This is a genomic window from Aliivibrio sp. S3MY1 (genome assembly GCF_028765575.1).
Lineage (GTDB): Bacteria > Pseudomonadota > Gammaproteobacteria > Enterobacterales > Vibrionaceae > Aliivibrio.
This window is the reverse complement of sequence record NZ_JARACO010000006.1, coordinates 59723-84650: the sequence shown is the minus strand read 5'-3', so window position 1 is coordinate 84650 and position 24928 is coordinate 59723. Positions and strand designations below refer to the sequence as shown.

The following is a 24928-nucleotide window of genomic DNA, read 5'->3' as shown; positions in this document are numbered from 1 at the left end:
CACTAAAGATAGAATCTGATTTTGACTAAACAACTACCTACCACCATGAATCTTACTGAACTTAAAAACCGACCGGTATCGGATCTTGTTGCTCTTGGCGAATCATTAGGCCTAGAAAACCTAGCTCGTCTAAGAAAACAAGACATCATCTTCTCCATCCTTAAGCAACATGCGAAAAGCGGTGAAGACATCTTTGGCGATGGTGTTCTTGAGATTCTTCAAGATGGCTTTGGTTTCCTTCGTTCAGCAGATTGTTCTTATTTGGCTGGTCCGGATGACATTTATGTGTCTCCAAGCCAAATTCGTCGCTTTAACTTGCGTACGGGTGACACGATTTCTGGAAAGATTCGTCCACCAAAAGATGGCGAACGTTACTTTGCTCTTCTTAAAGTAAACGCAGTTAACCATGATCGTCCTGATAATGCTCGTAACAAAATCCTTTTTGAAAACCTTACTCCTTTACATGCGAACGATCGTTTACGCATGGAGCGTGGTAATGGTTCAACAGAAGACATTACAGCACGTGTTCTTGATTTAGCATCACCAATTGGCCGTGGTCAACGTGGTCTGATTGTTGCTCCGCCAAAAGCGGGTAAAACAATGTTGCTTCAAAACATCGCCCAAAGTATTGCTTATAACCATCCTGAGTGTGAGTTAATGGTTCTACTTATCGATGAGCGTCCAGAAGAAGTAACTGAGATGCAACGCCTAGTTAAAGGTGAAGTGATTGCATCAACGTTTGATGAGCCAGCGTCTCGTCACGTACAAGTTGCCGAGATGGTTATTGAGAAAGCAAAACGTCTTGTTGAACACAAGAAAGATGTTGTTATCCTATTGGATTCAATTACTCGTCTTGCTCGTGCATACAACACCGTGATCCCATCATCTGGTAAAGTTCTTACTGGTGGTGTTGATGCTAACGCACTTCACCGTCCGAAGCGCTTCTTTGGTGCTGCTCGTAACGTTGAAGAAGGTGGTAGCTTAACTATTATCGCAACAGCCTTGGTTGATACTGGCTCTAAAATGGATGAAGTTATCTACGAAGAGTTTAAAGGTACAGGTAACATGGAATTACACCTAAACCGTAAGATTGCGGAAAAACGTGTATTCCCAGCTATCGACTTTAATCGTTCAGGAACTCGTCGTGAAGAGCTGTTAACTAAGCCGGATGAGCTACAGAAAATGTGGATCTTGCGTAAGATTGTTCACCCAATGGGTGAGACTGACGCAATGGAATTCCTAATTGATAAGTTATCAATGACGAAGACTAATGACGAATTTTTTGATGCGATGCGCCGTCAATAATTGATATTTAAGTCAATTATTGGTACCAAGGTCAATAAATAATGAAACGCTGCCTATTTAGGTGGCGTTTTTTGTTGAAAGTTTGTTAGTTTGACGGCATCATCATTTGCACTAAGCTTGATAAGGAATATGAACTTAGTTTATCTCAAGGAGTAACATATGCGACAAGGACTGTTGGCATCGATCCTCCTCTCTGCAAGTTTGCTGACGAGTCAGGTCTCTGCATCTAATGTTCAACCAAGCTTAGTCAATAGCTTGCTGGTTGATCAGCAGCTCAATAAGAAGGTCGATGAACTGCATCAATATTTGATTGATGGCGATATCATCACACTCAACTTTTCTCTCAATCGTCTCTCTATGCCACAGCAAGAAGCTGTGCGTTTCATGTTGCTTCAACAGATAGAGCAGCAACAATTGATCCTCAATCCCAAAGGAACCATCTGGTTAAAAGAGCAATTAACTATCCACCCAACCTACACCATTAAAGAGCAAGGTAATGGCTATGTAGTGACTAAGTTGGCGTTTGATTATTCTAGTATTGCTTCGCGTGTTTTAAGTCAAATGTCGAAGGACCAGCAAGTATTGGATTTTATACTCGCCGCAGAAGAGCATCGCTTGGTGTTATCTGAATGGCTAGTGGGTGAACCTCATGAAGTGCGTGTTCGTCAATCGATAGTATTAGCTGAATTAGACAGTTTAACTTCTGAAGCGTTAGATTATCTTGTTGCTCAGATAACCGATGACCCTTTGTCTGCCTGGTTACCGACAACTGAAGTCATGGTACGTTTAGCCCAGTTATCTCGAAACAGTGAGGTGTATAAAATCCTATGGAAAATGCGCACTGATCAGCACAGTATCTCTGAACTTGAGCGTCTATCTCATGTCGCTCCAGATCCCTTTGCAACTCAACAATTAATGTTAGCTACTTATAATCCGTCACTAAAACAGAATGCTTTTGCTTCGTTAGCACAACTTCATCCTCTTCCAGAAGATGTTCAGCAATTCTTATTGGCGAAAATCGATCACATTCAAGATGGTGGGGCAGTTGCGATACATTTGGCAAATTATGGACATGCATCTTGGTTAGAAAGCTTACCGACAACACGAAACAAAGTTCGCAAACAGCACGTAAGATTAGCGTTATCACAACGTTAACAGCTAGGGCGGTCGGTAAAGATAAATAGAGAGTGTGAGTTTGAATTGGGTTGGGTATAATCTATTCAAACTTCACGACAGTATATAGCGATGAAATATAAGGATTTACGTGATTTTCTCGATCACTTGGAACAGATCGGACAGTTAAAACGCATTTCACACCCCATTGACCCGCATTATGAAATGACAGAGATCAGCGATCGTACTTTACGAGCGGGTGGTCCTGCATTGCTATTTGAAAATCCTATCGGTTACGATATTCCTGTATTAACGAATCTATTTGGTACTGCTGAACGTGTTGCGATAGGTATGGGACGTAAAGAGGTTCTTGAACTGCGTGAAGTGGGTAAATTATTAGCGTATCTAAAAGAGCCAGAGCCACCAAAGGGCTTTAAAGATGCTTTAGATAAACTGCCAGTATTCAAGCAAGTATTGAATATGCCAACCAAAAACATCCGTAAGGCAAACTGCCAACAGATTGTTTGGCAAGGTGATGAGGTTGATTTAGATAAAATTCCGGTAATGAGTTGTTGGGCTGATGATGTTGCACCGCTATTAACCTGGGGATTAACCATCACTAAGGGCCCAAATAAGAAACGTCAGAATTTGGGTATTTATCGCCAGCAAAAGCTCAGTAAAAATAAAGTCATCATGCGTTGGCTTGCTCACCGTGGTGGTGCGCTTGATTTGCGTGACTGGATGGAAACGAATCCAGGTGAACCTTTCCCAGTCTCTGTTGCATTTGGTGCCGATCCCGCGACTATTCTTGGCGCGGTAACGCCAGTTCCTGATACCTTATCTGAATACGCGTTTGCAGGCCTTCTACGAGGTAGTCGAACTGAAATTACTAAGTCGATTAGTAACGATTTAGAAGTCCCTGCCAGTGCTGAAATTGTACTTGAAGGCTACATCGACCCAACCGAATTTGCCGATGAAGGTCCTTATGGCGATCATACCGGTTACTATAACGAAGTTGAAAAGCATCACGTATTTACCGTAACGCATATCACCATGCGTAAAGATCCTATTTATCACAGTACGTACACAGGCCGCCCGCCAGATGAGCCTGCTGTGCTTGGTGTGGCACTAAACGAAGTGTTTGTGCCAATTTTACAAAAGCAATTTCCTGAGATTATTGATTTCTATTTACCACCAGAAGGGTGTTCGTATCGCATGGCGGTAGTGACGATAAAGAAACAATATCCAGGACACGCAAAACGCGTGATGATGGGTGTGTGGTCGTTCTTGCGTCAGTTCATGTACACCAAATTTGTATTGGTGTGTGATGAAGAGGTGAATGCACGAGATTGGTCACAAGTGACTGCGGCAATGTCTCAGCATATGGATCCAGCTCGTGATAGTTTGATGATAGAAAATACCCCGATAGATTCACTAGATTTTGCTTCACCAGTGGTTGGTTTAGGCTCAAAAATGGGCTTAGATATCACTAAAAAATGGGACGCCGAATTAGCATTATCACCTAATGTCGAATATTCACTGACAGACAGTGAGCACATTGAAGGCTGTTTAGCGGAAATTACTAAAGCGTGCCCTGAGATTATCGATATTCATTTGCAAAATAACAATGCCAACATGGTTGTCGTTTCTATCAATAAGCAAGCGGTCGGTAATGGTAAGAAAATCATGGATGCCATTTGGTCTCAATTTGAAGAGAACAAGTTTGTTATCGTGTGTGATGACGATGTCAATGTGAGTGATTGGAACGACATTATTTGGGCAGTAACCACTCGAATGGACCCTGCAAGAGATACGTTATTTTTGCAAGATGGTGACGGACACTCAAAAATGGGGTTAGATGCGACCAATAAATGGGAAGATGAGTGCCTTCGTGAATGGGGAACGCCAATCAAGAAAGACCCTGAAGTTGTCGCTAAAATTGACTCTATTTGGGATGAATTAGGTATTTTCAAATAAGAATTGGTTTACTACATATTTTAGTGAAGTGTAATGTTTTGTAGCAAAACAGCTGTTGTTATCGATAAGCTACCAACACTAATTAAATCCATTCTGCTTTTGCGGAAAGACATTTCATTTCACTGGATAAAGTAAACGGAAAGGTATTTCATTAAGCTCTGAAAAAGATAAAGAAAGGTGTGATGAAAAAAATAACCTTACTCCCACAGCAAAAAGAATTCAGCATCGAAGAAGGACAAACCATCTTAGATGCGGCATTAGACGCGGGGATAAACTACCCAAATCGATGCCAAGTTGGCGTATGTGCCATGTGCTTATGTAAAAAGTTAGAAGGGGAAATTGAATACGATTTAGAGCCGCTTCTAACCGACAAAGAACAACAAGACGGGTGGGTATTTGCGTGTCAGGCAACAGCAAAAAGTGATTTAGTGCTGTTGTTAGAATAAATCCTCTCCGTATAATTAGAGCGTAATGCTCAATACACATAATAATGACAGCGTATAAATACCATCTTAAATAGGTATTAGCTGAAAAAGGAAAGTCATGCCAATCAATTGCAAAGTAAAGTCTATCAAGCCATTGGCTTGTAATACTTTTCAAATATTACTTCACCCAGAGCAGCCAGTAGAATTTAAAGCAGGCCAATACCTAATGGTTGTGATGGGAGAGAAAGACAAACGTCCATTCTCAATCGCTAGTAGCCCTTGTCGTCATGAAGGTGAAATTGAATTACACATCGGTGCTGCAGAGCACAATGCCTATGCCGGTGAAGTGGTGGAGTCAATGAAAGCGGCACTAGAAAACGGCGGAGATATCCAAATTGATGCCCCTCATGGTGAAGCGTGGATCCGTGAAGACAGCGAGCGTTCAATGCTGTTAATTGCTGGTGGTACTGGTTTTAGTTACGTGCGTTCAATTTTAGATCACACCATTAGTCAAAAAATTCAAAAGCCAATCTTCTTATACTGGGGTGGCCGTGATGAGTGTCAACTGTATGCAAAAACAGAAATAGAAGCGATTGCAGCAGCACATCAGCATATCACCTTTGTCCCAGTCGTTGAGAAAACTGAAGGTTGGACAGGTAAAACAGGTAATGTACTTGACGCGGTAAAAGCCGATTTCAACTCATTAGCAGAAGTGGATATTTACATTGCAGGTCGTTTTGAAATGGCAGGCGCGGCTCGTGAGCAATTTATCACTGAAAAACAAGCAAAGAAAGAACAGCTGTTTGGTGATGCATTCGCCTTTATCTAGTTTAGATATTTCGCTGCATTGGTATTAATACCAATAAAAATGCCACTTCAAAAGAGTGGCATTTTTTATGATATTTAATCGCTCAGGGTTACGCTTGGCTATCAACCATAGTCAATGCTTTACGAGACAGATCTGCCGCCGCTTGTTTACGGTTTTGTTTCTCTAAAACACGCGCAAGATAAGCATAATCAGACATATCTTCACGAAGTGCTAAGGCTGCTTCAAAATGGTCACGTGCAGGCTGCCATTTCTCAGTTCGCATATACAGCTGAGCTAACGTACTTTGAATGACAGGGTTGCGAACATCGTAATTTGCCATGCCTTCAAGTAGTACGGTTGCAGGATGATAGTCTGCTAGGTTTAAGGTGGGCAATAGCTCAATCAAGCGATCATCGCTGCGTTTTTTCAAGTTATCACGCAAGAGAATATAAGCTTCAGAATCCGCTTTTCGTGAGTGTAGTTGCTTGATTAAACAAACCAATACAGGAACGTGCTTTTGTAGCTTCTTAGGTAAAGAATTCCAATGTTCTAATAACCCTACTGTCCCCTTATTTGTCGCTATAAATGCCATTAATCCGCATTCTGCTTTCTCTTCTAACGCCAAAGCTTGTTGCTCTGAAATAAGATTCGCTTTAGTTAGTGGATGAATGATGTTCTTCAGAGCTCGCCATTCATTTAGTGCCAAATAACACTCTTTAAGTAATTCAAGCAAAACAGGGTTATGTGGATAATCCTCTTTTACCGATTGTAGTGTAGCGAGAGCAAGTTCATATTGTTGTTCTCGCATTTGTAATTTCGCACTCGTTAATGCAACAGCCAGTCTGCTGTCTGACTGCTCAGAAGCGAGCTTTAAGTAATGGTCTCGCTGTTCAATTTGCTGACGACCTTGAGCCGCCTCTGCCGCTGCAAGATAGTTCAATAATGGGAAGTCATTATGGCGGCCGCCTTTAGTGATAAGGCGCTCTGCATCTTTCCACTCACCTTCATGAAGCTTTATCATACCTTTGAACGTGTTATAGCGAGCTTTACGTAAGTGACGTGCACTAAACCAACCGCGAGTGAAGTTTCCCACAGATAGGATGCGTTTTATCAACATCTCTAATAGAAATAATCCAGCAATTAGTGCTCCAATAAAGATAACCAGTGTCGTTAGGCTCATCTCAATCGTAGTATCAGCAACCGAAATGAGAACGTAACCTTGTTGATCGGCAAACGTCGTTCCTACGATTAATCCGCCGACTAAAACAATGGCCAGAAGAAGTAATCGGATCATGAGTTACCTCCTTCTGTTGCTTCAGCTTGTGTTATGGGAGTCACTTTTTCTTTTACAGGATCTGCTTTTACTGGTGTCTCACCAATGGCTTGCACATTTCGACGTAAGCGCTCCGAGATGAAATCAGACAGTAGGGCTTGAGTTTTCATTTTCTGCGGGTAACGAACATCCACTTTAAACGTTGCTAATGAATCTAATTGAGCCATAAAACTCTTAACAGCCGGATCATCTTGCTGGAAGTATTGAGAAGACCATAGCTTTGCACTCTCTAGTGATGAGGAATACACTTCACTTTGTTCACGATATAGTGCCTTAGAAGCCAGTAGCAATTTACCTTTGATGTTCTCTTTTAGGTAAAAGTGCTGCTCAGGACTAAGTAATGGGATCACATTACCTTCACGCACTCGGTACGTAATAAAGTGATCCGCAAAATCATTAACAGATTGCATTAGGTTTGATTGCCAATCATTAATATTGGTTGATACTTCTTTCTTCTCTATGGTTTCTGCTTCAGGAAGAATTGCACTTGCCAAAGGCAGAGTATTTACTTGTTGCTCAAGGCTATTTAGTTTGAGAATTAAGCCATCTCGGTCAATAAGAGGAATGGCTTTCAAGGTTGAAATGTCACTCGCCATTGCACGACGAAGTGGCATTAAACTTGGGTCATTTAACGCTGAAATACGTTGATCGGCATTTTCCATTAAACGTGTTGCGCTAACCACATCATGCTCGAGCCATAATTTTCGGCCAGCCATTTTTACTAAGTAATCGGCTTCAGCAAGTAGCCAATCATTTGGACGGCGACCTTTAACATCGGCAATCGCCAATTGAAGGCTCGCAATGCTTTTATCTTGTTGTTGCATCAGAACCGTCGCTTTACGGACGATGTCATCTGCTTTGCCCGTAATGCGTTGCTCAGCGGTTACCAGCTTTGCATTAAAGGCACTGTCAGCGCTGATTAGCTTTTGTTCTAACTGAGCAATTTGTATTTGTTGTTGGGTTACTTGCTGCTGTGATACTAAAAAAGTACCACCGCTGAATAAAATGGAGATAATGATAGCAACAGTGCCTAGGCGACGACTTTTTTTATCAACAAATGCGTCTGTTTTTGCTTGTGGTGGTGTTTGCTTCTGCTCTTTTTCTATTGCAGGAGAAGAGGCAACCAGTTCTGCTTCTTCTGCAGCCTGTGGTTTATTATTTTTTGTCATTTGAAAATCCCATCATGATGATGCTCACTGATATAGTGCAGCAAGTCGGAATTAGAGGCTCCGCCAACCGTTTCAATATGTTGATAACCAAGTTGTTGTCCAAGTTGGTTAATTCGTTCGCTAGGCACTAACAATCGACAGTGCAGCACCCAATCTAAATCTGTTCCAGCAAATTGAGAGGTGAAAAACGACAGTTGCTCTCCGCTGGTGATAATTATGGTATTGATGTTTTGCGCTTGCCATTTTTTGGCGTTGAGTTTGCCATCAAAAGGCGTCATTTTACGTTGATAAGCTTCACAGTAGTTTACTTCGGCGCCAAGTGCTTCAAGTGCTTGATAAATTAGGTCACGTCCACCGTTTCCTCGTAAAATAAGTGCCTTCTTACCAGCGACACGGTTTAAGATTGGAAGCGCTAATAAATGTTCACTGTCGCTTGGCGTTGGGAAGTGTACTGGATCTGAAATATAGGTTTTGAGGTGTTGAGCGCTCTTTTGACCAACCGCAAGGTAACTTACCCCTTTTTTCCACTCGATTTGATGGCGTTGCAAGTAATGTTGAGTGTGTTCGACAGCGTGCTGACTGACTGCAATAAGGAAATCCCCATCTGAGAGTGATGAGAAAAGTTCTGGAAGTTGGGAGAGTTCTTTTCCGGGGTGAATAGTTAACAGAGGATAAGAAATAGCAGGATGCCCTAATGCTTGCAGGGCATCACACAATGCTTGGCTCTCTTGCTCTGGGCGAGTCACCAAAATCGTCATCGTTAGGCGTCAGCGTAAAGGCGATCTAAAATATCTTTCGCGCCATCGTTAAGTAGTTGCTCAGCCAATTGCGTACCTAATGCTTCAGCATCTGATACCGGTCCTTTAATTTCGCCACGAACCATGATGGTGCCATCTGGTTCACCAACTAACGCACGTAACCAGATTTGGTCACCATCAATAAGAGAGTAGCTACCGATAGGAACCTGACAGCCACCCTCAAGACGATTATTCATTGCACGCTCACATAAAACTCGATGTGCGGTTTCTGGATGGTTTAGTGGTTCAAGTAGAGCTCGAATGCGAGTGTCATCTAGACGAGTTTCAATACCAACCGCACCTTGTCCAACAGCAGGTAACGATTGCTCCGGCTCAATAGAGCTTTTGATTCTATCTTCTAGACCAAGACGAATAAGGCCTGCACAGGCAAGAATGATCGCGTCATAATTACCGTCGTCTAATTTTTGTAGTCGAGTGCCTACATTGCCACGAAGTTCTTTAATGATTAAGTCTGGGCGTGCTTCTTGTAATTGACATTGACGACGCAAGCTACAAGTACCAACAACCGAACCAAGTGGTAAGTCTTCAATGCAAGTGTAAGTGTTTGAGACAAATGCATCACGTGGGTCTTCACGCTCACAAATGGTCACTAAGCCTAATCCTTCAGGGAACTCAACAGGAACATCTTTCATTGAGTGGACGGCAATATCAGCACGGCCTTCTAACATAGCCACTTCAAGTTCTTTTACGAATAATCCTTTTCCGCCCACTTTTGCTAATGGTGTATCAAGAATGATGTCACCTTTAGTTACCATAGTAACTAATTCTACTTCCAAACCTGGGTGAAGCGTTTGCAGTGCATCTTTAACAAAGTGTGCTTGCCATAGAGCCAAAGGGCTTTTACGAGTGGCAATTCGAACTGGTAATTGCTGTGACATAGTAGTATCCGATCAAAATAATTACCTTATCCTACCACTACTTGAGGGTGAGGTGAAAATACAGGATGACAACAGTGTGATTATAGGTTAAAAACGACCCCGAAATGGTATGGATACCCATATTGTTGTAAGCGTGTAAACTTTACGAGCATAATTAAAAGTGTTATCTTGATCACGTTTTACCGTCGGTATTGAATGAATGATATTCAATATTAATCATCACTGATGACAAAGATGAGCTAGGCTTTCTATTTGCAAATCTATATTGAAACTTTAATTGCTAGACAACAACGCCTTACTGAACAACGTATAGAGCGTGCGCTGGCATTAATGAAACCACTTGGGCAAGAGATTTTTCATCAATTGCCATTATTGTTGCATTTCAATCACTCGGAACTACCGGGCTTTGTTGAAGGTGCACCTAGTGGTATTAAACAGTTTCATGCAAATCAGAAACAGCGTGAGTGGGTGGCTCAACTGACGCTTCGTTATCCTCTATCTACCTCTAACCAAGGCAATATTCTTGGTTTGTATTCTATGGGTAGTACCTCTTCTATTGGCCAAACCATTGGCAGTGACTTTGATATATGGGTCTGTATTCCAGAAGATCTTCCAGCAGAGCAAAAAATATTATTGCAGCAAAAGTGTGATGCGCTAACAGAGTGGGCAGAGCAGTTTTACATTGAAGCCAATTTTTTCTTAATGGAACAAAGCCGTTTTCGTGAAGCTTATTCTGAAGAGATGACGGGTGATAACTGTGGTTCTTCGCAGCATTTATTATTATTAGATGAGTTCTACCGTACCGCGGTATGTCTTGGTGGGCAGCAATTGTTATGGCAAATTATTCCTCCAGAAATGGAAGAGAGCTATGACGAATATGTCGATCAGCTGTGCTCTCAAGGTGTAATAAAAAGAGATCAGTGGATTGATTTTGGACGCCTAAATCATATTCCAGCAGAAGAGTACTTTGGCTCTAGCTTATGGCAACTCTATAAGAGTATTGATTCACCGTTTAAGTCGGTGCTAAAAGCGATCTTATTAGAAGCCTACTCTTGGGAATACCCACACACTCAATTATTAAGTATTGATAGTAAACGTAGACTCTTTGCCGATGAGCCCGATCTCTACGGTATGGATGCGTATTATCTGATGCTAGAAAAAGTGACGCGTTATCTTGAGCGTACCAATGATCCGGCTCGTCTAGAATTAGTCCGTCGTAGTTTTTATCTTAAAACACATGAGAAATTGTCACGTCGACAAGGGCAAGGCTCTGTAGAGTGGCGTCGTAAAGCGTTAACTGAATTAACCTCACAATGGGGTTGGTCTCAAGCAACGATCGTCGAGCTTGATTCTCGTCGTACATGGAAAGTGGAACAAGTTAAAAAATCGCATAACGATCTGCTAGAAGCATTAATGCAAAGTTATCGTAACTTGATCCGTTTTGCGCGTAATAATGATATAACGTCGTCGATAAGTCCTGAAGATATCAGTATTCTTGCTCGTAAACTTTACGCCGCATTTGAAAAACTTCCAGGCAAGGTCACGCTACTCAATCCCAAAATTTCACCAGACTTGCATGAAGCTGATTTAAGCTTTATTGAAGTTCAAGATAACGGCATTAATAAAGCGGGTTGGTATGTATACAAAGAGCCATTAATTGCAAAAGAGTTGATGGGGGCAAAATATCTCGAGCACAATAGATATTTAAGTAAATTAGTGGCGTGGGCATTTTTTAATGGCTTACTAACGGAATCGACACGATTAGATGCGGTTGTTCGCCAGGCTGATTTGAACATTGATAAGTTCTATCAAATGGTGAGTGATCTGAGAAATACCTTTTCAGTACATATGCCACAGCCAACCAAAGAAGAGTTAGGTAGTCCCTGTGAGGTTCGCCAACTTTCTATTTTTATTAATTTGGAGAATGACCCAACAGAAACATTGAAGATAAAGCCTGAGCGTATGAATCAGACGGATGCCGATATCTTTAGTTGTGGTAGTGATCAGAATAATTTGATCGGCAGTGTCGACTTGGTATATCGCAATTCATGGCATGAAGTAAGAACACTTAACTTCAGTGGTGAAACGGCAATTTTAGATGCGCTTAAAACCGTGCTATGTAAAATGCACCAAGATGCGACTCGTCCTGAGTCGGTAGATGTCTTCTGCTACAGCAAACAAATGCGCGGTATTATTCGTAATAATATCTATCAACTGTTAGCTGAGTGTATCGAACTTCGTCTAAAACCGGTTGAAAATAACGAAAAACGTCGTCGCTTTAAAGGCATTAAAATTGGCTCGACCATGTATGGTTTATTCTTTGAACGTCGTGGAGTATCGATCCAAAAACTGGAAGATTCAGTTCAATTTTATTCGAGTATTTCAACCAATAAAGCGATTGGTTCAACGACGATCCCTCTTGGAGATAGTAGTGGTGTTGTGATCCCTGAAGCCGTAGATTCGTTTGCAAGTGAAGGCTTAATTCAGTTCTTCTTTGATGATAGTCTGGATGAAGGTTTTAATATTTACGTCTTAGATGAAGAGAATAAGGTTGAGATTTACCACCAATGTTATGGCAGCAAAGATGACATGGTAAACAGCATTAACCATTATTACACCTCAAGTCGTAACAATGTCGATTTAGCTAATCCAGATAAAGTGAACTTCAATTTACCTCAGTTTTATGAGGTGGTTTCTAATGGCGAGCAAGACGCTTGTATTCTTCCTTATCGTAGCGGACAGCAACAATGCAAGGCAAAACCAGTCTAAGCTTTCTTATAAACTAAAGCGAAGGCATACAAGCTAAGTCGAAGTCAGTCTTAGCTTTGCTCAATTAAAGGCAAATCCCCCCTAGGCGTTTGGGTCTCACTTCATTTCAGTATATACTTCACGCACATGTATAAATAACCAGTGTGATGTGATGGACGTTTCTTTTCTTCTTGATGGTCTTAATGACAAACAACGCGAAGCCGTAGCCGCTCCGTTAGAAAACATGCTTGTACTTGCGGGTGCCGGTAGTGGTAAAACTCGAGTACTTGTTCATCGTATCGCATGGTTAATGCAAATCGAACAAGCGTCTCCTTTCTCAATCATGTCAGTAACCTTTACCAATAAAGCGGCGGCAGAAATGCGTGGTCGTATTGAAGAGTTAATGCATGGCAGCGCTGGCGGAATGTGGAATGGCACTTTCCACGGTATTTGTCATCGTATTCTTCGTGCGCATTATCTGGATGCAAAACTGCCAGAAGGTTTTCAAATAATTGATTCAGATGATCAACAACGTTTATTAAAACGCTTGATTAAAGCTCAAAATTTGGATGATAAGAACTGGCCTGCTCGCCAAGCGGCTTGGTTTATTAATGGTAAAAAAGATGAAGGTTTGCGTCCGCATCAAATCAACACATTTAACGATCCTATTGCTCAGACTTGGCTAAAAGTGTATACCGCTTATCAAGAGGCGTGTGATCGTTCAGGCTTAGTTGATTTTGCTGAAATCTTACTTCGAGCGCATGAATTACTGCGAGATCACAAACACGTACGTGAACATTATCAAGCGCGTTTCAAGCACATTTTGGTCGACGAATTCCAAGATACTAACAATATTCAATACGCATGGTTACGCATGATGGCGGGCTCTGATTGTAAAGTAATGATCGTGGGTGATGATGATCAGTCTATTTATGGTTGGCGTGGTGCTCAAATCGAAAATATTCAAAAATTCTTAGATGAGTTTGTGGGTGCAAAAACCATTCGTTTAGAGCAAAACTACCGTTCTAGTGCAAATATCCTAAACGCTGCCAATGAACTGATCAGTAATAACACTGAACGCATGGGTAAGAAGTTATGGACGGAAGACGCGGATGGCGATCTAATTTCTATTTATTCAGCTTATAACGAAATGGATGAAGCCCGTTTTGCTGTAGGGAAAATTAAAGAGTGGCGCGATAACGGTGGAGCTCTGCAAGATTCAGCGTTCTTGTACCGTAATAACGCCCAATCTCGTGTATTAGAAGAAGCCTTAATTCAAGCAGGATTACCGTATCGAATTTATGGTGGGATGCGATTCTTCGAACGACAAGAGATCAAAGATGCCTTGTCTTACCTTCGTTTAATGAATAATCGTCATGATGATGCCGCTTTTGAACGAGTTGTGAATACGCCAACACGCGGTTTGGGTGATAAAACATTAGAAACGGTACGTTTTGCAGCGCGTGAACGTGGGGCGACCATGTGGCAAGCCAGTCTTGCGTTGATTGAAGAGCAAGTATTACCCGGTCGCGCTGCTGGAGCATTAAGTCGTTTTATTGAGCTAATTAATGCGTTAGAAGATGATACTCGTGACTGTCGTCTACATGAACAAACGGACCAAGTGATTAAAAGCTCTGGTTTATTTACGATGTATGAGCAAGAGAAAGGCGAAAAATCAAAAGCCCGTATTGAGAACTTGGAAGAATTGGTAACGGCGACTCGTCAGTTTGATAAGCCAGAAGAAGCAGAAGAGATGACAGACTTAACTGCTTTCTTAACTCATGCTGCATTAGAGGCAGGTGAAGGCCAAGCCGATGAGTTTGAAGATGCGGTTCAACTGATGACACTGCATAGTGCTAAAGGATTGGAATTCCCATTAGTATTTATGGTCGGGGTTGAAGAAGGGATGTTCCCAAGTCAAATGTCAGCAGAAGAAGCGGGGCGTTTAGAAGAAGAACGTCGTCTTTGTTATGTTGGCATGACGCGAGCGATGGAAAAGCTGTATATTATTTATGCAGAAACGCGCCGAGTGTATGGCCAAGAGAAATACCACAAACCGTCGCGCTTTATTAAAGAGCTTCCGGCTAACTGTGTTGAAGAAGTTCGTATGAAAGCCAAAGTAAGCCGAACGGGATCTTATGGTAGTTATGGTTCTCAAGAGGGCTCATCTGACAGTCGATTTGGCCAGAAAGCGATTAATAATAACTTTAATGAAACAGGTTATGCGTTAGGGCAACGAGTTAAGCACCCTAAATTTGGTGAAGGTACAATCATTAACTTTGAAGGTGCTGGCGCACAAGGTCGAGTACAAGTCGCCTTTAACGGCGAAGGGATTAAGTGGCTTGTGACTCAATATGCCAAGTTAGAATCAATGTAAATTTAAGTGATTCGAAAATAAAAAAAGAGAGCAAATATGCTCTCTTTTTTATTCGTCCTACATTAATCGAATCAGTCTTTCTGGTATTCGATTCTGATTTTTTTTCTTTTTTGGAATAATACGGCATCAGCAGTAAAGACCATCAGCGCACCCCAAATAAAGACAAAAGTAATCGCTTTATCTGCACTAAATGCTTCGTCGTAAAGACCCACTGCAAGCACAAACATCAAGCTTGGTCCTATGTATTGAAAGAAGCCTAAAGTAGAGAGCTTTAACCGTGTTGCTGCGCCAGTAAAGCAAAGCAGAGGAACCGTAGTGATAATACCTGCTGCCACCAATAGTAAATTTAGAGTCATTGGATTGTCTGCAAAATTTGAGGTTGGAGAATCAGCGATAAATAATAAATACGTTGCTGCGATTGGCAATAAAACCAAGGTCTCAATAAATAAGCCTGATTGTGCGTTCATGGCGACTTTCTTACGTAATAGTCCATAAAATCCAAAACTACAGGCCAGGGCTAACGCCACCATAGGTATCGATCCAAATGTGATTAATTGGATAAGAACGCCGATAGCCGCAAAAACAACCGCAAGCCACTGCAATTTTCGTAATCGCTCCCCTAAAAAGATCATACCGAGCATGACATTAAAAATAGGGTTGATGAAATAGCCGAGGCTGGCATCCAACATGTGATCAGCAGTAACTGCCCAAATAAAAATTAACCAATTCGCGCCTATCAACACGCTGCTTGTCATTAGATAACCCATTTTTCTTTTATCTTTTAATGTATTGGCAACGGTTTTCCATCCTTTAGATAGAAACAGCAATCCTGCTAGAAAAAAGAAAGACCAAATAACCCGGTGGCTTAAAATCTCAAAAGGCGATACTTCACTGATGGTTTTAAAATAAATAGGCGCAATGCCCCACATGGTGTAAGCACTAAGAGCAAAAAAGATACCCTGACGAGTGCGCTGTTGTTCGAGTTCAGTGGTTGGCATAAGTCGATTCTTTACGAAGTAATGTAACGGGAAAGGTGGTTTTATGATCACACCTTGCATGAGTTGTTATGTGACGAAGTATAGAGGGGAGTGTCGAATGTGCCTAGTATTTTCCTATTGCTCTTTTCCTCACCAATAACCATAGGTAGAATGAGTCTCCCATAGTATTGATGAGTTTTTTATGTCCAGCATTATCGCAGAGCAGCCAACGGAACAGGTTTCACAGAGTTACACTGTTTTAAAAGACGTGTTTGGCTACCAAGAATATCGTGTTGGACAAGAAGAAGTCATTAATGCCGTTCTTGATGGTAAAGACAGCCTTGTTATTATGCCAACGGGCGGGGGTAAATCGCTTTGTTATCAAATTCCCGCGTTGGTTTTTGACGGACTAACCTTGGTTATTTCTCCTTTAATCTCATTGATGAAAGACCAAGTTGATCAGCTTAAAGCCAATGGAGTTAAAGCGGAATGCTTAAATTCAACCATTGATCGTGAAGAGCAAATTTCGATTTGGAATCGTGTGAATACGGGTCAGGTGAAAATGCTGTATGTTTCTCCTGAGCGTGTGATGATGCGTGATTTTATGGATCGTTTAGCCTCCTTAAATTTGTGCATGATAGCAGTCGATGAAGCGCACTGTATTTCACAATGGGGTCATGATTTCCGTCCAGAATACGCATCTCTTGGACAAATTAAACAACGTTTTCCAGCCGTTCCGATTATGGCTCTAACTGCGACGGCGGATGAAGCAACACGTAAAGACATTTTAAGCCGCCTCTCTTTACCGAATCCTCATGAATATTTGGGCAGTTTTGATCGCCCTAATATTCGCTATACCGTGTTAGAGAAACACAAACCCGTAAGCCAAATTGTGCGTTATCTTGCCACGCAGAAAAACCAGTGTGGTGTGATCTATTGTGGCAGTCGTAAGAAAGTAGAAATGCTGACAGAAAAGCTCTGCAATAACCATATTCGAGCAGCGGCTTATCATGCGGGTTTGGATTTGGATGAGCGCAACTATGTCCAAGAAGCGTTTCAGCGTGATGATATTCAGATCGTTGTCGCTACGGTGGCGTTTGGTATGGGGATCAATAAATCAAATGTTCGTTTTGTCGCACACTTTGATATTCCAAAGAACATTGAATCTTACTACCAAGAAACCGGTAGAGCAGGGCGCGATGGTCTGCCTGCTGAAGCGGTGATGTTATACGATCCTGCTGATATTGTATGGCTAAGAAAGCTGGTAGAAGAGAAGCCAGAAGGGCCACAAAAATTAGTAGAGAGTCATAAGTTAAATGCCATGACCGCCTTTGCAGAAGCGCAAACTTGTCGCCGCCAAGTACTATTAAATTACTTTGGTGAATACAGCGCCAAGCCGTGTGGTAACTGTGACGTCTGTTTAGATCCGCCAAAGCAGTTTGATGGCACAGAAGCAGCGCAAAAAGCATTATCGTGCGTATATCGAGTAAACCAAGGTTTTGGTGTTGGCTATGTAGTGGAAGTATTACGAGGGCTGAAGATCGCCCGTATTCGTGAGCACGGACATGATAAGTTATCGACTTATGGTATTGGTAAAGAACACAGCCATGAGTATTGGGTGAGTATTATTCGCCAGCTGATCCATAAAGGATTATTAGCGCAGAATATTACGCGAAACTCGACCTTACAATTAACAGAAGAAGCTCGTCCTATCTTAAAAGGACAAGAAGCATTAGAGCTTGCTGTTCCACGACTTGATACCGCCGCGAAAACGGCAAAATCAGAGAAACTCAATAACCGTAATTACGATAAGCAGTTGTTCGCCAAGTTACGTAAATTGCGTAAATCGATTGCTGATCGTGATGACTTACCTCCTTATGTGGTGTTCAGTGATGCCACCTTAATGGACATGGCTGATATTACACCGACCTCCTATGGTGAAATGCTTGCTGTAAATGGCGTAGGTCAGAAGAAGTTAGAAAAATACGCCGATCCATTCTTAGATCTGATTGAAATGCACATAACCGGACAAGGATAAATCATGAGTCTATTTTCAGTGGTTGAGTTTGAAAAAGACGCCGGGCGGATCATCTTTTCTATTCCAGAGTTTGATTTTGATTCTTTTGAAATGATAGGTCAGCAGTTAGTGAGCGCCATGGATGCCAAGATCATAGAGCAGCAAATGGATGCGGATTTACATTCTTGGTTAATCGACTTTGAAGGTGCGCAATTTATGCTGCGTGCTGAGCATTATTCCAATTCGGTATGGCTTGAAGCCTTAGCACGAACTGAACATCAAGAAGAGTTGGCATTTATTGCAGGTTTGTTTTAAGCCGCTCTTGTGATCAAAAGTGGTTAATGTATAATCACCGCCCTGAAAATTGGCTAGAGTCATTACGTAAATAAACGGTGATTTTAGCTTTGTGTTTAATTTGGGTTCCCTCGCCCCCAATGACAAAAAGGTACTTATATGAGTACATTTACGCCCGCGCAACAGCGCAACGCTTTATCTTTCCTTGTTGTATTCCACCTTGTAATTATTGCATCTAGTAACTATTTGGTTCAGATCCCATTCACTTTGTTTGGGTTTCACACCACATGGGGTGCATTTACTTTTCCCTTCATTTTCTTAGCAACAGACTTAACAGTTCGTATCTTTGGGGCAAAAATGGCAAGAAGTATCATCTTCTTTGTTATGCTGCCTGCACTAGCGGTCTCTTATTTCTTATCGGTTATTTTCTTTGAAGGTCAATATCAAGGTTTTTCACAACTGGGTGAATTTAACTTGTTTGTTGCTCGTATTGCGATCGCAAGCTTTATGGCTTATTTACTTGGGCAGATATTAGATGTTCATGTGTTTAACCGTCTTCGTCAGCTAAAACAGTGGTGGATAGCTCCAACCTGTTCAACATTGTTTGGTAATGCGATAGATACCTTAGCCTTCTTTGCTATTGCTTTTTATCACAGCCCTGATGCTTTTATGGCAGAACACTGGACTGAAATTGCGCTGGTTGATTACGGTGTAAAATTAGTGATTAGCTTAGGTTTATTTGTTCCAATGTATGGTGTGCTACTGAATTACTTAATTTGTAAGTTAACATCAGAAGGGCATCAATTGGCAACATCGGCTTCTCAGTCGTAGTGTTAAAGAAAATACCAGATTAAGGTCAGCCATGTGCTGGCCTTTTTTATACCATAACAGCATGAAAATAAACGACTTCATAAATTAGTTGAGATCTTTTCTCATTAACCTATTGCAATCCAAATGAGAATGGTTATTATTACATTGTCTTCAGGGAGTTACGCACTACGGTTTACCCCGCACAACTTCAAGAAGGCACGACATTGCTCACATTGCTTCCAGTATAAATCAGCTCTATGGGTGGTGGTGGCGTTTCTAAGTTAACGATACCATTATTCTTTTTTTGCTGAGCGGCGCTTCTTATCGAAGACGCCGCTTTTTTTTGTCTGTTTTTTGAGTTCTTAGTGATTATTATTATAAATAAAGGGCTTTTAAAGCGGTCTTTTTTCATACATAAATAAGGTGATTAATATTATTGTCCACAAAGCATGATCAACCAAGGATCTCTTTGTCGATCGTTTTTTTAGATCTAACCATTTGATTTTTTAGTTTTTAATTGTATTTTTTTGAATTGATAAATTAGTTATTAATTAACCAAAAAATAATTACAAACAGAGTTATCCACAGAAGAAGGCTTAAGAAAAGAGTTCTATTTCTATTAATTAAAGTAAAGAAAAGCAAGAACCCTCGATATTGAGCTGTTTGAAGCCTAAAAACCAAGCAATTAGTACTGAAACTGGCATCTTTAAGTTACTTGGGTATAAAATGAAACTCATTGATCATAATAACCTCTGGATAATACCGACTATGGCAAGAATTCCTGATAATCCATTCATCTTAGTGGATGGCTCTTCGTATCTTTTCCGTGCGTATCACGCAGCGCCTAATTTTACTAATGGCGACGGCCAACCAACGGGTGCGGTGTATGGCGTTATCAATATGCTACGTAGTCTTCTAAAGCAATTTGAAACGGATCGTGTTGCGGTTATTTTTGATGCGAAAGGAAAAACCTTCCGTAATGAGATGTATCCAGAGTATAAAGCGAATCGTCCACCTATGCCGGATGATTTACGTTGCCAAATTGAACCTCTGCATAAATTGATCAAAGCAATGGGCTTGCCACTGATCTCTATCTCAGGGGTAGAAGCCGATGATGTGATTGGTACGTTAGCATCGCAGGCATCAAAAGCGGGTATTCCAGTACTGATTAGTACTGGCGATAAAGATATGGCGCAATTGGTTGATGAAAATGTAACTCTGATCAATACCATGACAAATGTGATCATGGGGCCTGAAGGCGTTGAAGAGAAATTTGGCGTTCCACCAGAGCTGATTATTGATTATCTGGCACTGATGGGTGATACCTCAGATAACATTCCGGGTGTTCCTGGCATTGGTGATAAAACAGCAAGAGCACTATTACAAGGTGTGGGTGGCTTAGATGCGCTTTATGCCAATCTTGATGATATTGCACCATTAGGTTTCCGTGGCTCAAAAGGCATGGCGAAGAAGTTAGAAGAGAATAAAGAAGGGGCTTACCTTTCTTATGAACTAGCGACGATTAAGCTTGATGTTGAATTAGAGCAGCGACCTGAAGAGCTTGTAAAGCAAGACCCAGATGTTGATGAATTAATTCAGATGTTTGGTCAAATGAACTTTAAACGCTGGCTAACCGAAATGTTAGATGGCAGTGACGGCAAGATCGTTTCACATGAAACATCAGCAAATCGAACGACGAGCGCCTTATCAGACAGCGCCAATGAAGCGGAAGAAGAAACAATTGTTGCTGCTCAAATTGATCGCTCAAAGTACGAGACTATTTTAACCAAAGAAGCATTTCTATCTTGGTTAGAAAAATTAAATAATGCAGAAGTTGCTGCATTTGATACAGAAACAGACAATTTAGATTATATGGTGGCTAACCTGATTGGTTTGTCATTTGCTATCGAAGAAGGCGAAGCTGCGTATGTTCCTGTTGCTCATGACTATCTTGATGCCCCTGAGCAACTTGATCGTGATTGGGTTCTTGAGCAATTAAAACCGTATTTAGAAGATGACAACAAAGCAAAAGTGGGTCAAAACTTAAAATACGACGCAAGTGTATTAGCGCGTTACGATATCGAGATGAAAGGCATTAAATTCGATACTATGTTGGAGTCATACGTTTATAACAGTGTGGCAGGCAAACATAACATGGATAGCCTAGCTCTACGTTATCTGCAACATAACACTATCTCATTTGAAGAGATCGCAGGTAAAGGTAAAAAACAATTAACCTTTAACCAAATTGCATTAGATGAAGCGGCACCTTATGCGGCTGAAGATGCTGATATCACGCTGCGTTTACATAACGTATTACACGCAAAACTCGTGGCGGATGAGAAGTTAAACACAGTATTTACTGATATTGAGCTTCCTTTGATCTCTGTTCTTTCTCGTATGGAAAGAAAAGGGGTTTATATTGATGATATGCTGCTTTCTGCACAATCACTTGAAATTGGTCAGCGCTTAGATGAGCTAGAAAAAGCAGCGTATGAAGTCGCAGGCCAAGAATTCAATATGAACTCACCAAAGCAGCTTCAAGCGATTCTATTTGAGAAAATGGAACTGCCAGTTATTAAAAAGACGCCATCAGGTGCCGCTTCAACCAATGAAGAAGTACTGCAAGAATTGGCTTTAGAGTATGAACTTCCTAAGTTGATTTTAGAATACCGTGGCTTAGCAAAATTAAAATCGACGTACACCGATAAACTTCCAAAGATGATTAATCCAACGACAGGTCGTGTCCATACCTCTTATCATCAAGCGGTCACAGCGACGGGTCGTTTATCATCGACCGATCCAAACCTACAGAATATCCCTATTCGTAATGAAGAAGGTCGTCGTATTCGCCAAGCGTTTGTTGCTCCTCATGGTTGGAAAATCCTAGCCGTCGATTACTCTCAAATTGAATTGCGTATCATGGCGCACTTATCTCAAGATAAAGCGTTATTAGAAGCGTTCTCGGCAGGTAAAGACATTCACTCAGCAACTGCTGCAGAAGTGAAGGGTGTATCGATAGAAGAGGTGACCTCTGAAGATCGTCGTCGTGCTAAGGCCATCAACTTTGGTTTGATCTATGGCATGAGTGCATTTGGTCTTGCTAAGCAAATTGGCATCTCTCGTGGTGAAGCCCAAGATTACATGAATGTGTATTTCGAGCGTTACCCTGGAGTAATGCAATACATGGAAGAAACTCGCTTATTAGCAACAGAACAAGGGTATGTAGAAACGTTATACGGTCGTCGCCTACATTTGCCTGAAATCAACGCTCGTAATGCGATGCGTCGTAAAGCCGCTGAACGTGCTGCAATCAATGCGCCAATGCAAGGTACTGCCGCGGATATCATTAAGAAAGCAATGATCTTAGTGGATAACTGGATTGAAGCGGAAGGGAATGGTCAAGTTAACTTACTAATGCAAGTACACGATGAATTGGTCTTTGAAGTAAAAGAAGACGCATTAGAAGAGGTGACTAAGCAAGTAACGGCATTAATGGAGAGTGCAGTCGCGTTAGATGTGCCATTAATTGCGGAGAGTGATTTTGGTAACAACTGGGATGAAGCTCACTAAGCCAACGACATTGTTACAAAAATGATAAAACTTATTACTGACGGAATTGTAATTAAGTTACATCTAAAACTAAAACTATGAGCCAGCGCACGCGTTGGCTTTTTTTTACCTAAAATAAAGTGACCTTCATCAGATGAATGTTGTGTTTTTATGAACAAAACTGAAAAAAAATTACAAAAAAGGGTTTTCAAAACTGTTCGTTTGTTGTACATTTATCTGCGTAGGGTACAGAGGTAAAGATGTTCTATCTTTCAGACCTTTTGTTTCACGTTATTGGATTTGGCTAAATTCAGCCGCCTCAGTCAACCTTTTTGACTGGGGCGTTTTTTCTTTCTGGCCTTCTAAAAATCCGTCTTCTGGTTTTATCTTCAATTTTTCCTTTCTTCTTATCTTTCAATATATGTAATTTTACTACAAGTTGCTTTATTGATAATTAATTCACATAATTATCTTAACTTGTTGTTTTTAAATGTGTAATTTTGTTTGCAGGTGATTTTAAAGACAGAATTGTTGTTTTTAAGCGTGTTATTACTTCTTAAAGGAATTTGGCTTTTTCGAGGATTTGTTTTGAAGAGAAGATTGTTGCATTATGCGCGGCAGAAAAATAAAAACACCTCTTTATCTCTCCTATTTTCCCCACCACTTAAGGTGGGGTTATTTTTTGTCACAGGCTGTATCTATATAGGCTGTTTATTCAGTATCTAGATCTTCAATGAATTCATCATCGATTTCAAAAGCCGGCGCAAACCATGTATCTAGCTTGGCACGAAGAACATCAACACCAATGCCCTTTAATGAAGAAAATGCATCAACCACCACTTCACCACCAAAATCTACCGCAGCTTCACGTACTTTGAGCACTTGAGCTTTACGTGCGCCACTTTTCAGCTTGTCAGCTTTAGTTAATAAGATTTGTACTGGAATATTTTGGTCAACAGCCCAAAACACAAGTTGTTGGTCAATGTCTTTTAATGGGTGACGGATATCCATCAATACCACTAAGCCTTTTAAGCACTGGCGTTTCTGTAGGTATTCACCTAAAGATTTCTGCCACTTCTTTTTCATCTCAATCGGTACTTGAGCAAAGCCGTATCCTGGTAAATCCACGATATGACAGTTTTCATCAACTTTGAATAAGTTAATTAATTGCGTACGACCAGGAGTTTTAGAGGTTTTAGCTAAGCCTCTTTGGTTTGTTAAGCGGTTTAATGCGCTTGATTTACCCGCATTCGAACGGCCAGCGAAGGCAACTTCAATACCTTCATCTTCAGGTAGATGGCGAATATCTGGTGCACTGGTAATGAAGTGCGTCTTTTGGTAGTGAATGATTTTGCTCACTGTTAACTCCGTCTCGAAGGAAACCAAGCTGTAGATAATGATCCAAGTAGGATTATTGTAGTCAGCTGATTACTTTTTTGTGAAAATGTGTAAAATAACCGTGTTAAGGATGTCACTGTTAACGTTGTGGTGACAAACTTAGAACAAAAACGGTAAAGGTCGCTCATTGTACCATGCTGTAGCCAATTTAGAGCGGTACTGGAAGCTTAATATCCAACACAATGTAAATAAATCTTACTAAAAAGGATAGCTCATTGTGAGGGAACGATAATAATAAATGGAATGTCATGAAAAAATTAGCGCTGATATTAACTCTCCTAGCTAGTTGCTCAACATGGGCTCAAGGAGATATCGAAGCTGGAAAGCAAAAATCTGCAACATGTACGGCGTGTCATGGTCAAGAAGGTAATAGTACTTTGACCCAATACCCAAACCTAGCAGGTCAACACGCAGGTTATCTTGAAAAGCAAATTAATGAATTTAAATTAGGTATGCAGACTCAAGGTAAACAAGGTCGTATGGATCCAGTCATGGGTGCAATGGCGATGGGCGTTGATGAGCAAGGTGCTAAGGATATTGCCGCGTATTACGCCTCTTTACCGATGGCTGATAATACAACACCAGAAGAGTCTATCCCTGCTGGTAAAGCCTTATACTTAGCCGGAGATATGGAGCGTGGAATTACGGCGTGTGTAGCGTGTCATGGTCCTCGTGGTAATGGTACATCATTGTCTGGTTTTCCTAAGATTTCAGGCCAACACTCTGATTACATTAAAGCGCAATTAGAAAAATTTCGCTCGGGTGACCGTTCTAATGACATGAATGCGATGATGCGAGATATTTCGAAGAAACTGACTGATGAAGACATTACAACATTGTCTAAATACGTTGGTGGTTTACATTAATTATTAATGTAAACTCTTCAATAAGAGTCCAAATTTTAAAAAGCAGCTCTTGTCGCTGCTTTT

The 24928-nt window shown here is 41.1% G+C and carries 19 protein-coding genes; 13 read left to right on the top strand and 6 right to left on the bottom strand.

The window, feature by feature from the left end:
- Window positions 1–45 precede the first annotated feature (45 nt).
- The 5 genes from rho (at window position 46) to fre (ending at window position 5649) form a co-directional block, all read left to right on the top strand.
- Complete coding sequence (rho, locus tag PVK62_RS05880; RefSeq protein ID WP_130046386.1) at window positions 46–1305, top strand: transcription termination factor Rho; 1260 nt, start codon at window positions 46–48, stop codon at window positions 1303–1305.
- Between the two features lie 159 nt (window positions 1306–1464).
- Window positions 1465–2460: a hypothetical protein gene (locus tag PVK62_RS05875; RefSeq protein ID WP_274443659.1), complete on the top strand. Its 996-nt coding sequence runs from the start codon at window positions 1465–1467 to the stop codon at window positions 2458–2460.
- Between the two features lie 90 nt (window positions 2461–2550).
- Window positions 2551–4395 carry a 4-hydroxy-3-polyprenylbenzoate decarboxylase gene (gene ubiD, locus PVK62_RS05870; protein WP_274443658.1) on the top strand — a complete coding sequence of 615 codons (1845 nt, stop codon included), beginning with the start codon at window positions 2551–2553 and terminating at the stop codon, window positions 4393–4395.
- A gap of 182 nt (window positions 4396–4577) precedes the next feature.
- The gene (locus PVK62_RS05865; protein ID WP_274443657.1) at window positions 4578–4841 is read left to right on the top strand and encodes a 2Fe-2S iron-sulfur cluster-binding protein; all 264 of its coding nucleotides are present in this window, start codon (window positions 4578–4580) and stop codon (window positions 4839–4841) included.
- A gap of 97 nt (window positions 4842–4938) precedes the next feature.
- Window positions 4939–5649: an NAD(P)H-flavin reductase gene (fre, locus tag PVK62_RS05860; RefSeq protein ID WP_274443656.1), complete on the top strand. Its 711-nt coding sequence runs from the start codon at window positions 4939–4941 to the stop codon at window positions 5647–5649.
- A gap of 88 nt (window positions 5650–5737) precedes the next feature.
- On the opposite strand, the gene PVK62_RS05855 is transcribed toward fre, so the two are convergent.
- Genes PVK62_RS05855 through hemC form a run of 4 tightly spaced genes read right to left on the bottom strand, consistent with a single transcriptional unit; the run spans window position 5738 to window position 9826 of the window.
- Window positions 5738–6922, bottom strand: coding sequence for a heme biosynthesis HemY N-terminal domain-containing protein (locus PVK62_RS05855; protein ID WP_274443655.1), 1185 nt, complete (start codon window positions 6920–6922; stop codon window positions 5738–5740).
- On the bottom strand, window positions 6919–8130 hold the full coding sequence (locus tag PVK62_RS05850) for a uroporphyrinogen-III C-methyltransferase (RefSeq protein ID WP_274443654.1): 1212 nt from the start codon (window positions 8128–8130) through the stop codon (window positions 6919–6921). Before PVK62_RS05850 ends, PVK62_RS05855 begins: the two co-directional genes overlap by 4 nt.
- Entirely contained in the window at window positions 8127–8888 is a 762-nt protein-coding gene (locus tag PVK62_RS05845) for a uroporphyrinogen-III synthase (protein ID WP_274443652.1), read from the bottom strand. Before PVK62_RS05845 ends, PVK62_RS05850 begins: the two co-directional genes overlap by 4 nt.
- A gap of 2 nt (window positions 8889–8890) precedes the next feature.
- Entirely contained in the window at window positions 8891–9826 is a 936-nt protein-coding gene (gene hemC, locus PVK62_RS05840; RefSeq protein WP_274443651.1) for a hydroxymethylbilane synthase, read from the bottom strand.
- Between the two features lie 252 nt (window positions 9827–10078).
- On the opposite strand from hemC, the gene PVK62_RS05835 reads away from it, so the two are divergent.
- Window positions 10079–12595, top strand: coding sequence for a class I adenylate cyclase (locus tag PVK62_RS05835; protein ID WP_274443650.1), 2517 nt, complete (start codon window positions 10079–10081; stop codon window positions 12593–12595).
- 151 nt (window positions 12596–12746) lie between these two features.
- A complete protein-coding gene (uvrD, locus tag PVK62_RS05830) occupies window positions 12747–14951 on the top strand; it encodes a DNA helicase II (RefSeq protein WP_274443648.1) in 2205 nt (734 codons plus the stop codon).
- A gap of 71 nt (window positions 14952–15022) precedes the next feature.
- On the opposite strand, the gene rarD is transcribed toward uvrD, so the two are convergent.
- Window positions 15023–15949 (bottom strand): EamA family transporter RarD, encoded by a 927-nt coding sequence (gene rarD / locus PVK62_RS05825; RefSeq protein WP_274443647.1) that lies wholly within the window; start codon window positions 15947–15949, stop codon window positions 15023–15025.
- A 181-nt stretch (window positions 15950–16130) separates the two neighbouring features.
- Here rarD and recQ point away from each other — a divergent pair, with 181 nt between their 5' ends.
- The 5 genes from recQ (at window position 16131) to PVK62_RS17690 (ending at window position 22909) form a co-directional block, all read left to right on the top strand.
- On the top strand, window positions 16131–17966 hold the full coding sequence (gene recQ / locus PVK62_RS05820; RefSeq protein ID WP_274443646.1) for an ATP-dependent DNA helicase RecQ: 1836 nt from the start codon (window positions 16131–16133) through the stop codon (window positions 17964–17966).
- Between the two features lie 3 nt (window positions 17967–17969).
- Window positions 17970–18260, top strand: coding sequence for a DUF3630 family protein (locus tag PVK62_RS05815; protein ID WP_274443645.1), 291 nt, complete (start codon window positions 17970–17972; stop codon window positions 18258–18260).
- A 138-nt stretch (window positions 18261–18398) separates the two neighbouring features.
- Window positions 18399–19070 carry a 7-cyano-7-deazaguanine/7-aminomethyl-7-deazaguanine transporter gene (locus PVK62_RS05810; protein WP_274443644.1) on the top strand — a complete coding sequence of 224 codons (672 nt, stop codon included), beginning with the start codon at window positions 18399–18401 and terminating at the stop codon, window positions 19068–19070.
- Between the two features lie 747 nt (window positions 19071–19817).
- Window positions 19818–22622, top strand: coding sequence for a DNA polymerase I (gene polA, locus PVK62_RS05805; RefSeq protein WP_274443643.1), 2805 nt, complete (start codon window positions 19818–19820; stop codon window positions 22620–22622).
- 239 nt (window positions 22623–22861) lie between these two features.
- Entirely contained in the window at window positions 22862–22909 is a 48-nt protein-coding gene (locus tag PVK62_RS17690; protein ID WP_438616993.1) for a hypothetical protein, read from the top strand.
- A 403-nt stretch (window positions 22910–23312) separates the two neighbouring features.
- Here PVK62_RS17690 and yihA read toward each other — a convergent pair whose 3' ends face one another.
- The gene (gene yihA / locus PVK62_RS05800; RefSeq protein ID WP_274443642.1) at window positions 23313–23960 is read right to left on the bottom strand and encodes a ribosome biogenesis GTP-binding protein YihA/YsxC; all 648 of its coding nucleotides are present in this window, start codon (window positions 23958–23960) and stop codon (window positions 23313–23315) included.
- 287 nt (window positions 23961–24247) lie between these two features.
- Here yihA and PVK62_RS05795 point away from each other — a divergent pair, with 287 nt between their 5' ends.
- Window positions 24248–24865: a c-type cytochrome gene (locus PVK62_RS05795; protein WP_274443641.1), complete on the top strand. Its 618-nt coding sequence runs from the start codon at window positions 24248–24250 to the stop codon at window positions 24863–24865.
- The last annotated feature ends 63 nt before the right edge of the window (window positions 24866–24928 follow it).

Bases quoted from the DNA above. Each gene is read 5' to 3' on its own strand.
- rho (WP_130046386.1), top strand. From the start codon at position 46: ATGAATCTTACTGAACTTAAAAACCGACCGGTATCGGATCTTGTTGCT.
- PVK62_RS05875 (WP_274443659.1), top strand. From the start codon at position 1,465: ATGCGACAAGGACTGTTGGCATCGATCCTCCTCTCTGCAAGTTTGCTG.
- ubiD (WP_274443658.1), top strand. From the start codon at position 2,551: ATGAAATATAAGGATTTACGTGATTTTCTCGATCACTTGGAACAGATC.
- PVK62_RS05865 (WP_274443657.1), top strand. From the start codon at position 4,578: ATGAAAAAAATAACCTTACTCCCACAGCAAAAAGAATTCAGCATCGAA.
- fre (WP_274443656.1), top strand. From the start codon at position 4,939: ATGCCAATCAATTGCAAAGTAAAGTCTATCAAGCCATTGGCTTGTAAT.
- PVK62_RS05855 (WP_274443655.1), bottom strand. From the start codon at position 6,922: ATGATCCGATTACTTCTTCTGGCCATTGTTTTAGTCGGCGGATTAATC.
- PVK62_RS05850 (WP_274443654.1), bottom strand. From the start codon at position 8,130: ATGACAAAAAATAATAAACCACAGGCTGCAGAAGAAGCAGAACTGGTT.
- PVK62_RS05845 (WP_274443652.1), bottom strand. From the start codon at position 8,888: ATGACGATTTTGGTGACTCGCCCAGAGCAAGAGAGCCAAGCATTGTGT.
- hemC (WP_274443651.1), bottom strand. From the start codon at position 9,826: ATGTCACAGCAATTACCAGTTCGAATTGCCACTCGTAAAAGCCCTTTG.
- uvrD (WP_274443648.1), top strand. From the start codon at position 12,747: ATGGACGTTTCTTTTCTTCTTGATGGTCTTAATGACAAACAACGCGAA.
- rarD (WP_274443647.1), bottom strand. From the start codon at position 15,949: ATGCCAACCACTGAACTCGAACAACAGCGCACTCGTCAGGGTATCTTT.
- recQ (WP_274443646.1), top strand. From the start codon at position 16,131: ATGTCCAGCATTATCGCAGAGCAGCCAACGGAACAGGTTTCACAGAGT.
- PVK62_RS05815 (WP_274443645.1), top strand. From the start codon at position 17,970: ATGAGTCTATTTTCAGTGGTTGAGTTTGAAAAAGACGCCGGGCGGATC.
- PVK62_RS05810 (WP_274443644.1), top strand. From the start codon at position 18,399: ATGAGTACATTTACGCCCGCGCAACAGCGCAACGCTTTATCTTTCCTT.
- polA (WP_274443643.1), top strand. From the start codon at position 19,818: ATGGCAAGAATTCCTGATAATCCATTCATCTTAGTGGATGGCTCTTCG.
- PVK62_RS05795 (WP_274443641.1), top strand. From the start codon at position 24,248: ATGAAAAAATTAGCGCTGATATTAACTCTCCTAGCTAGTTGCTCAACA.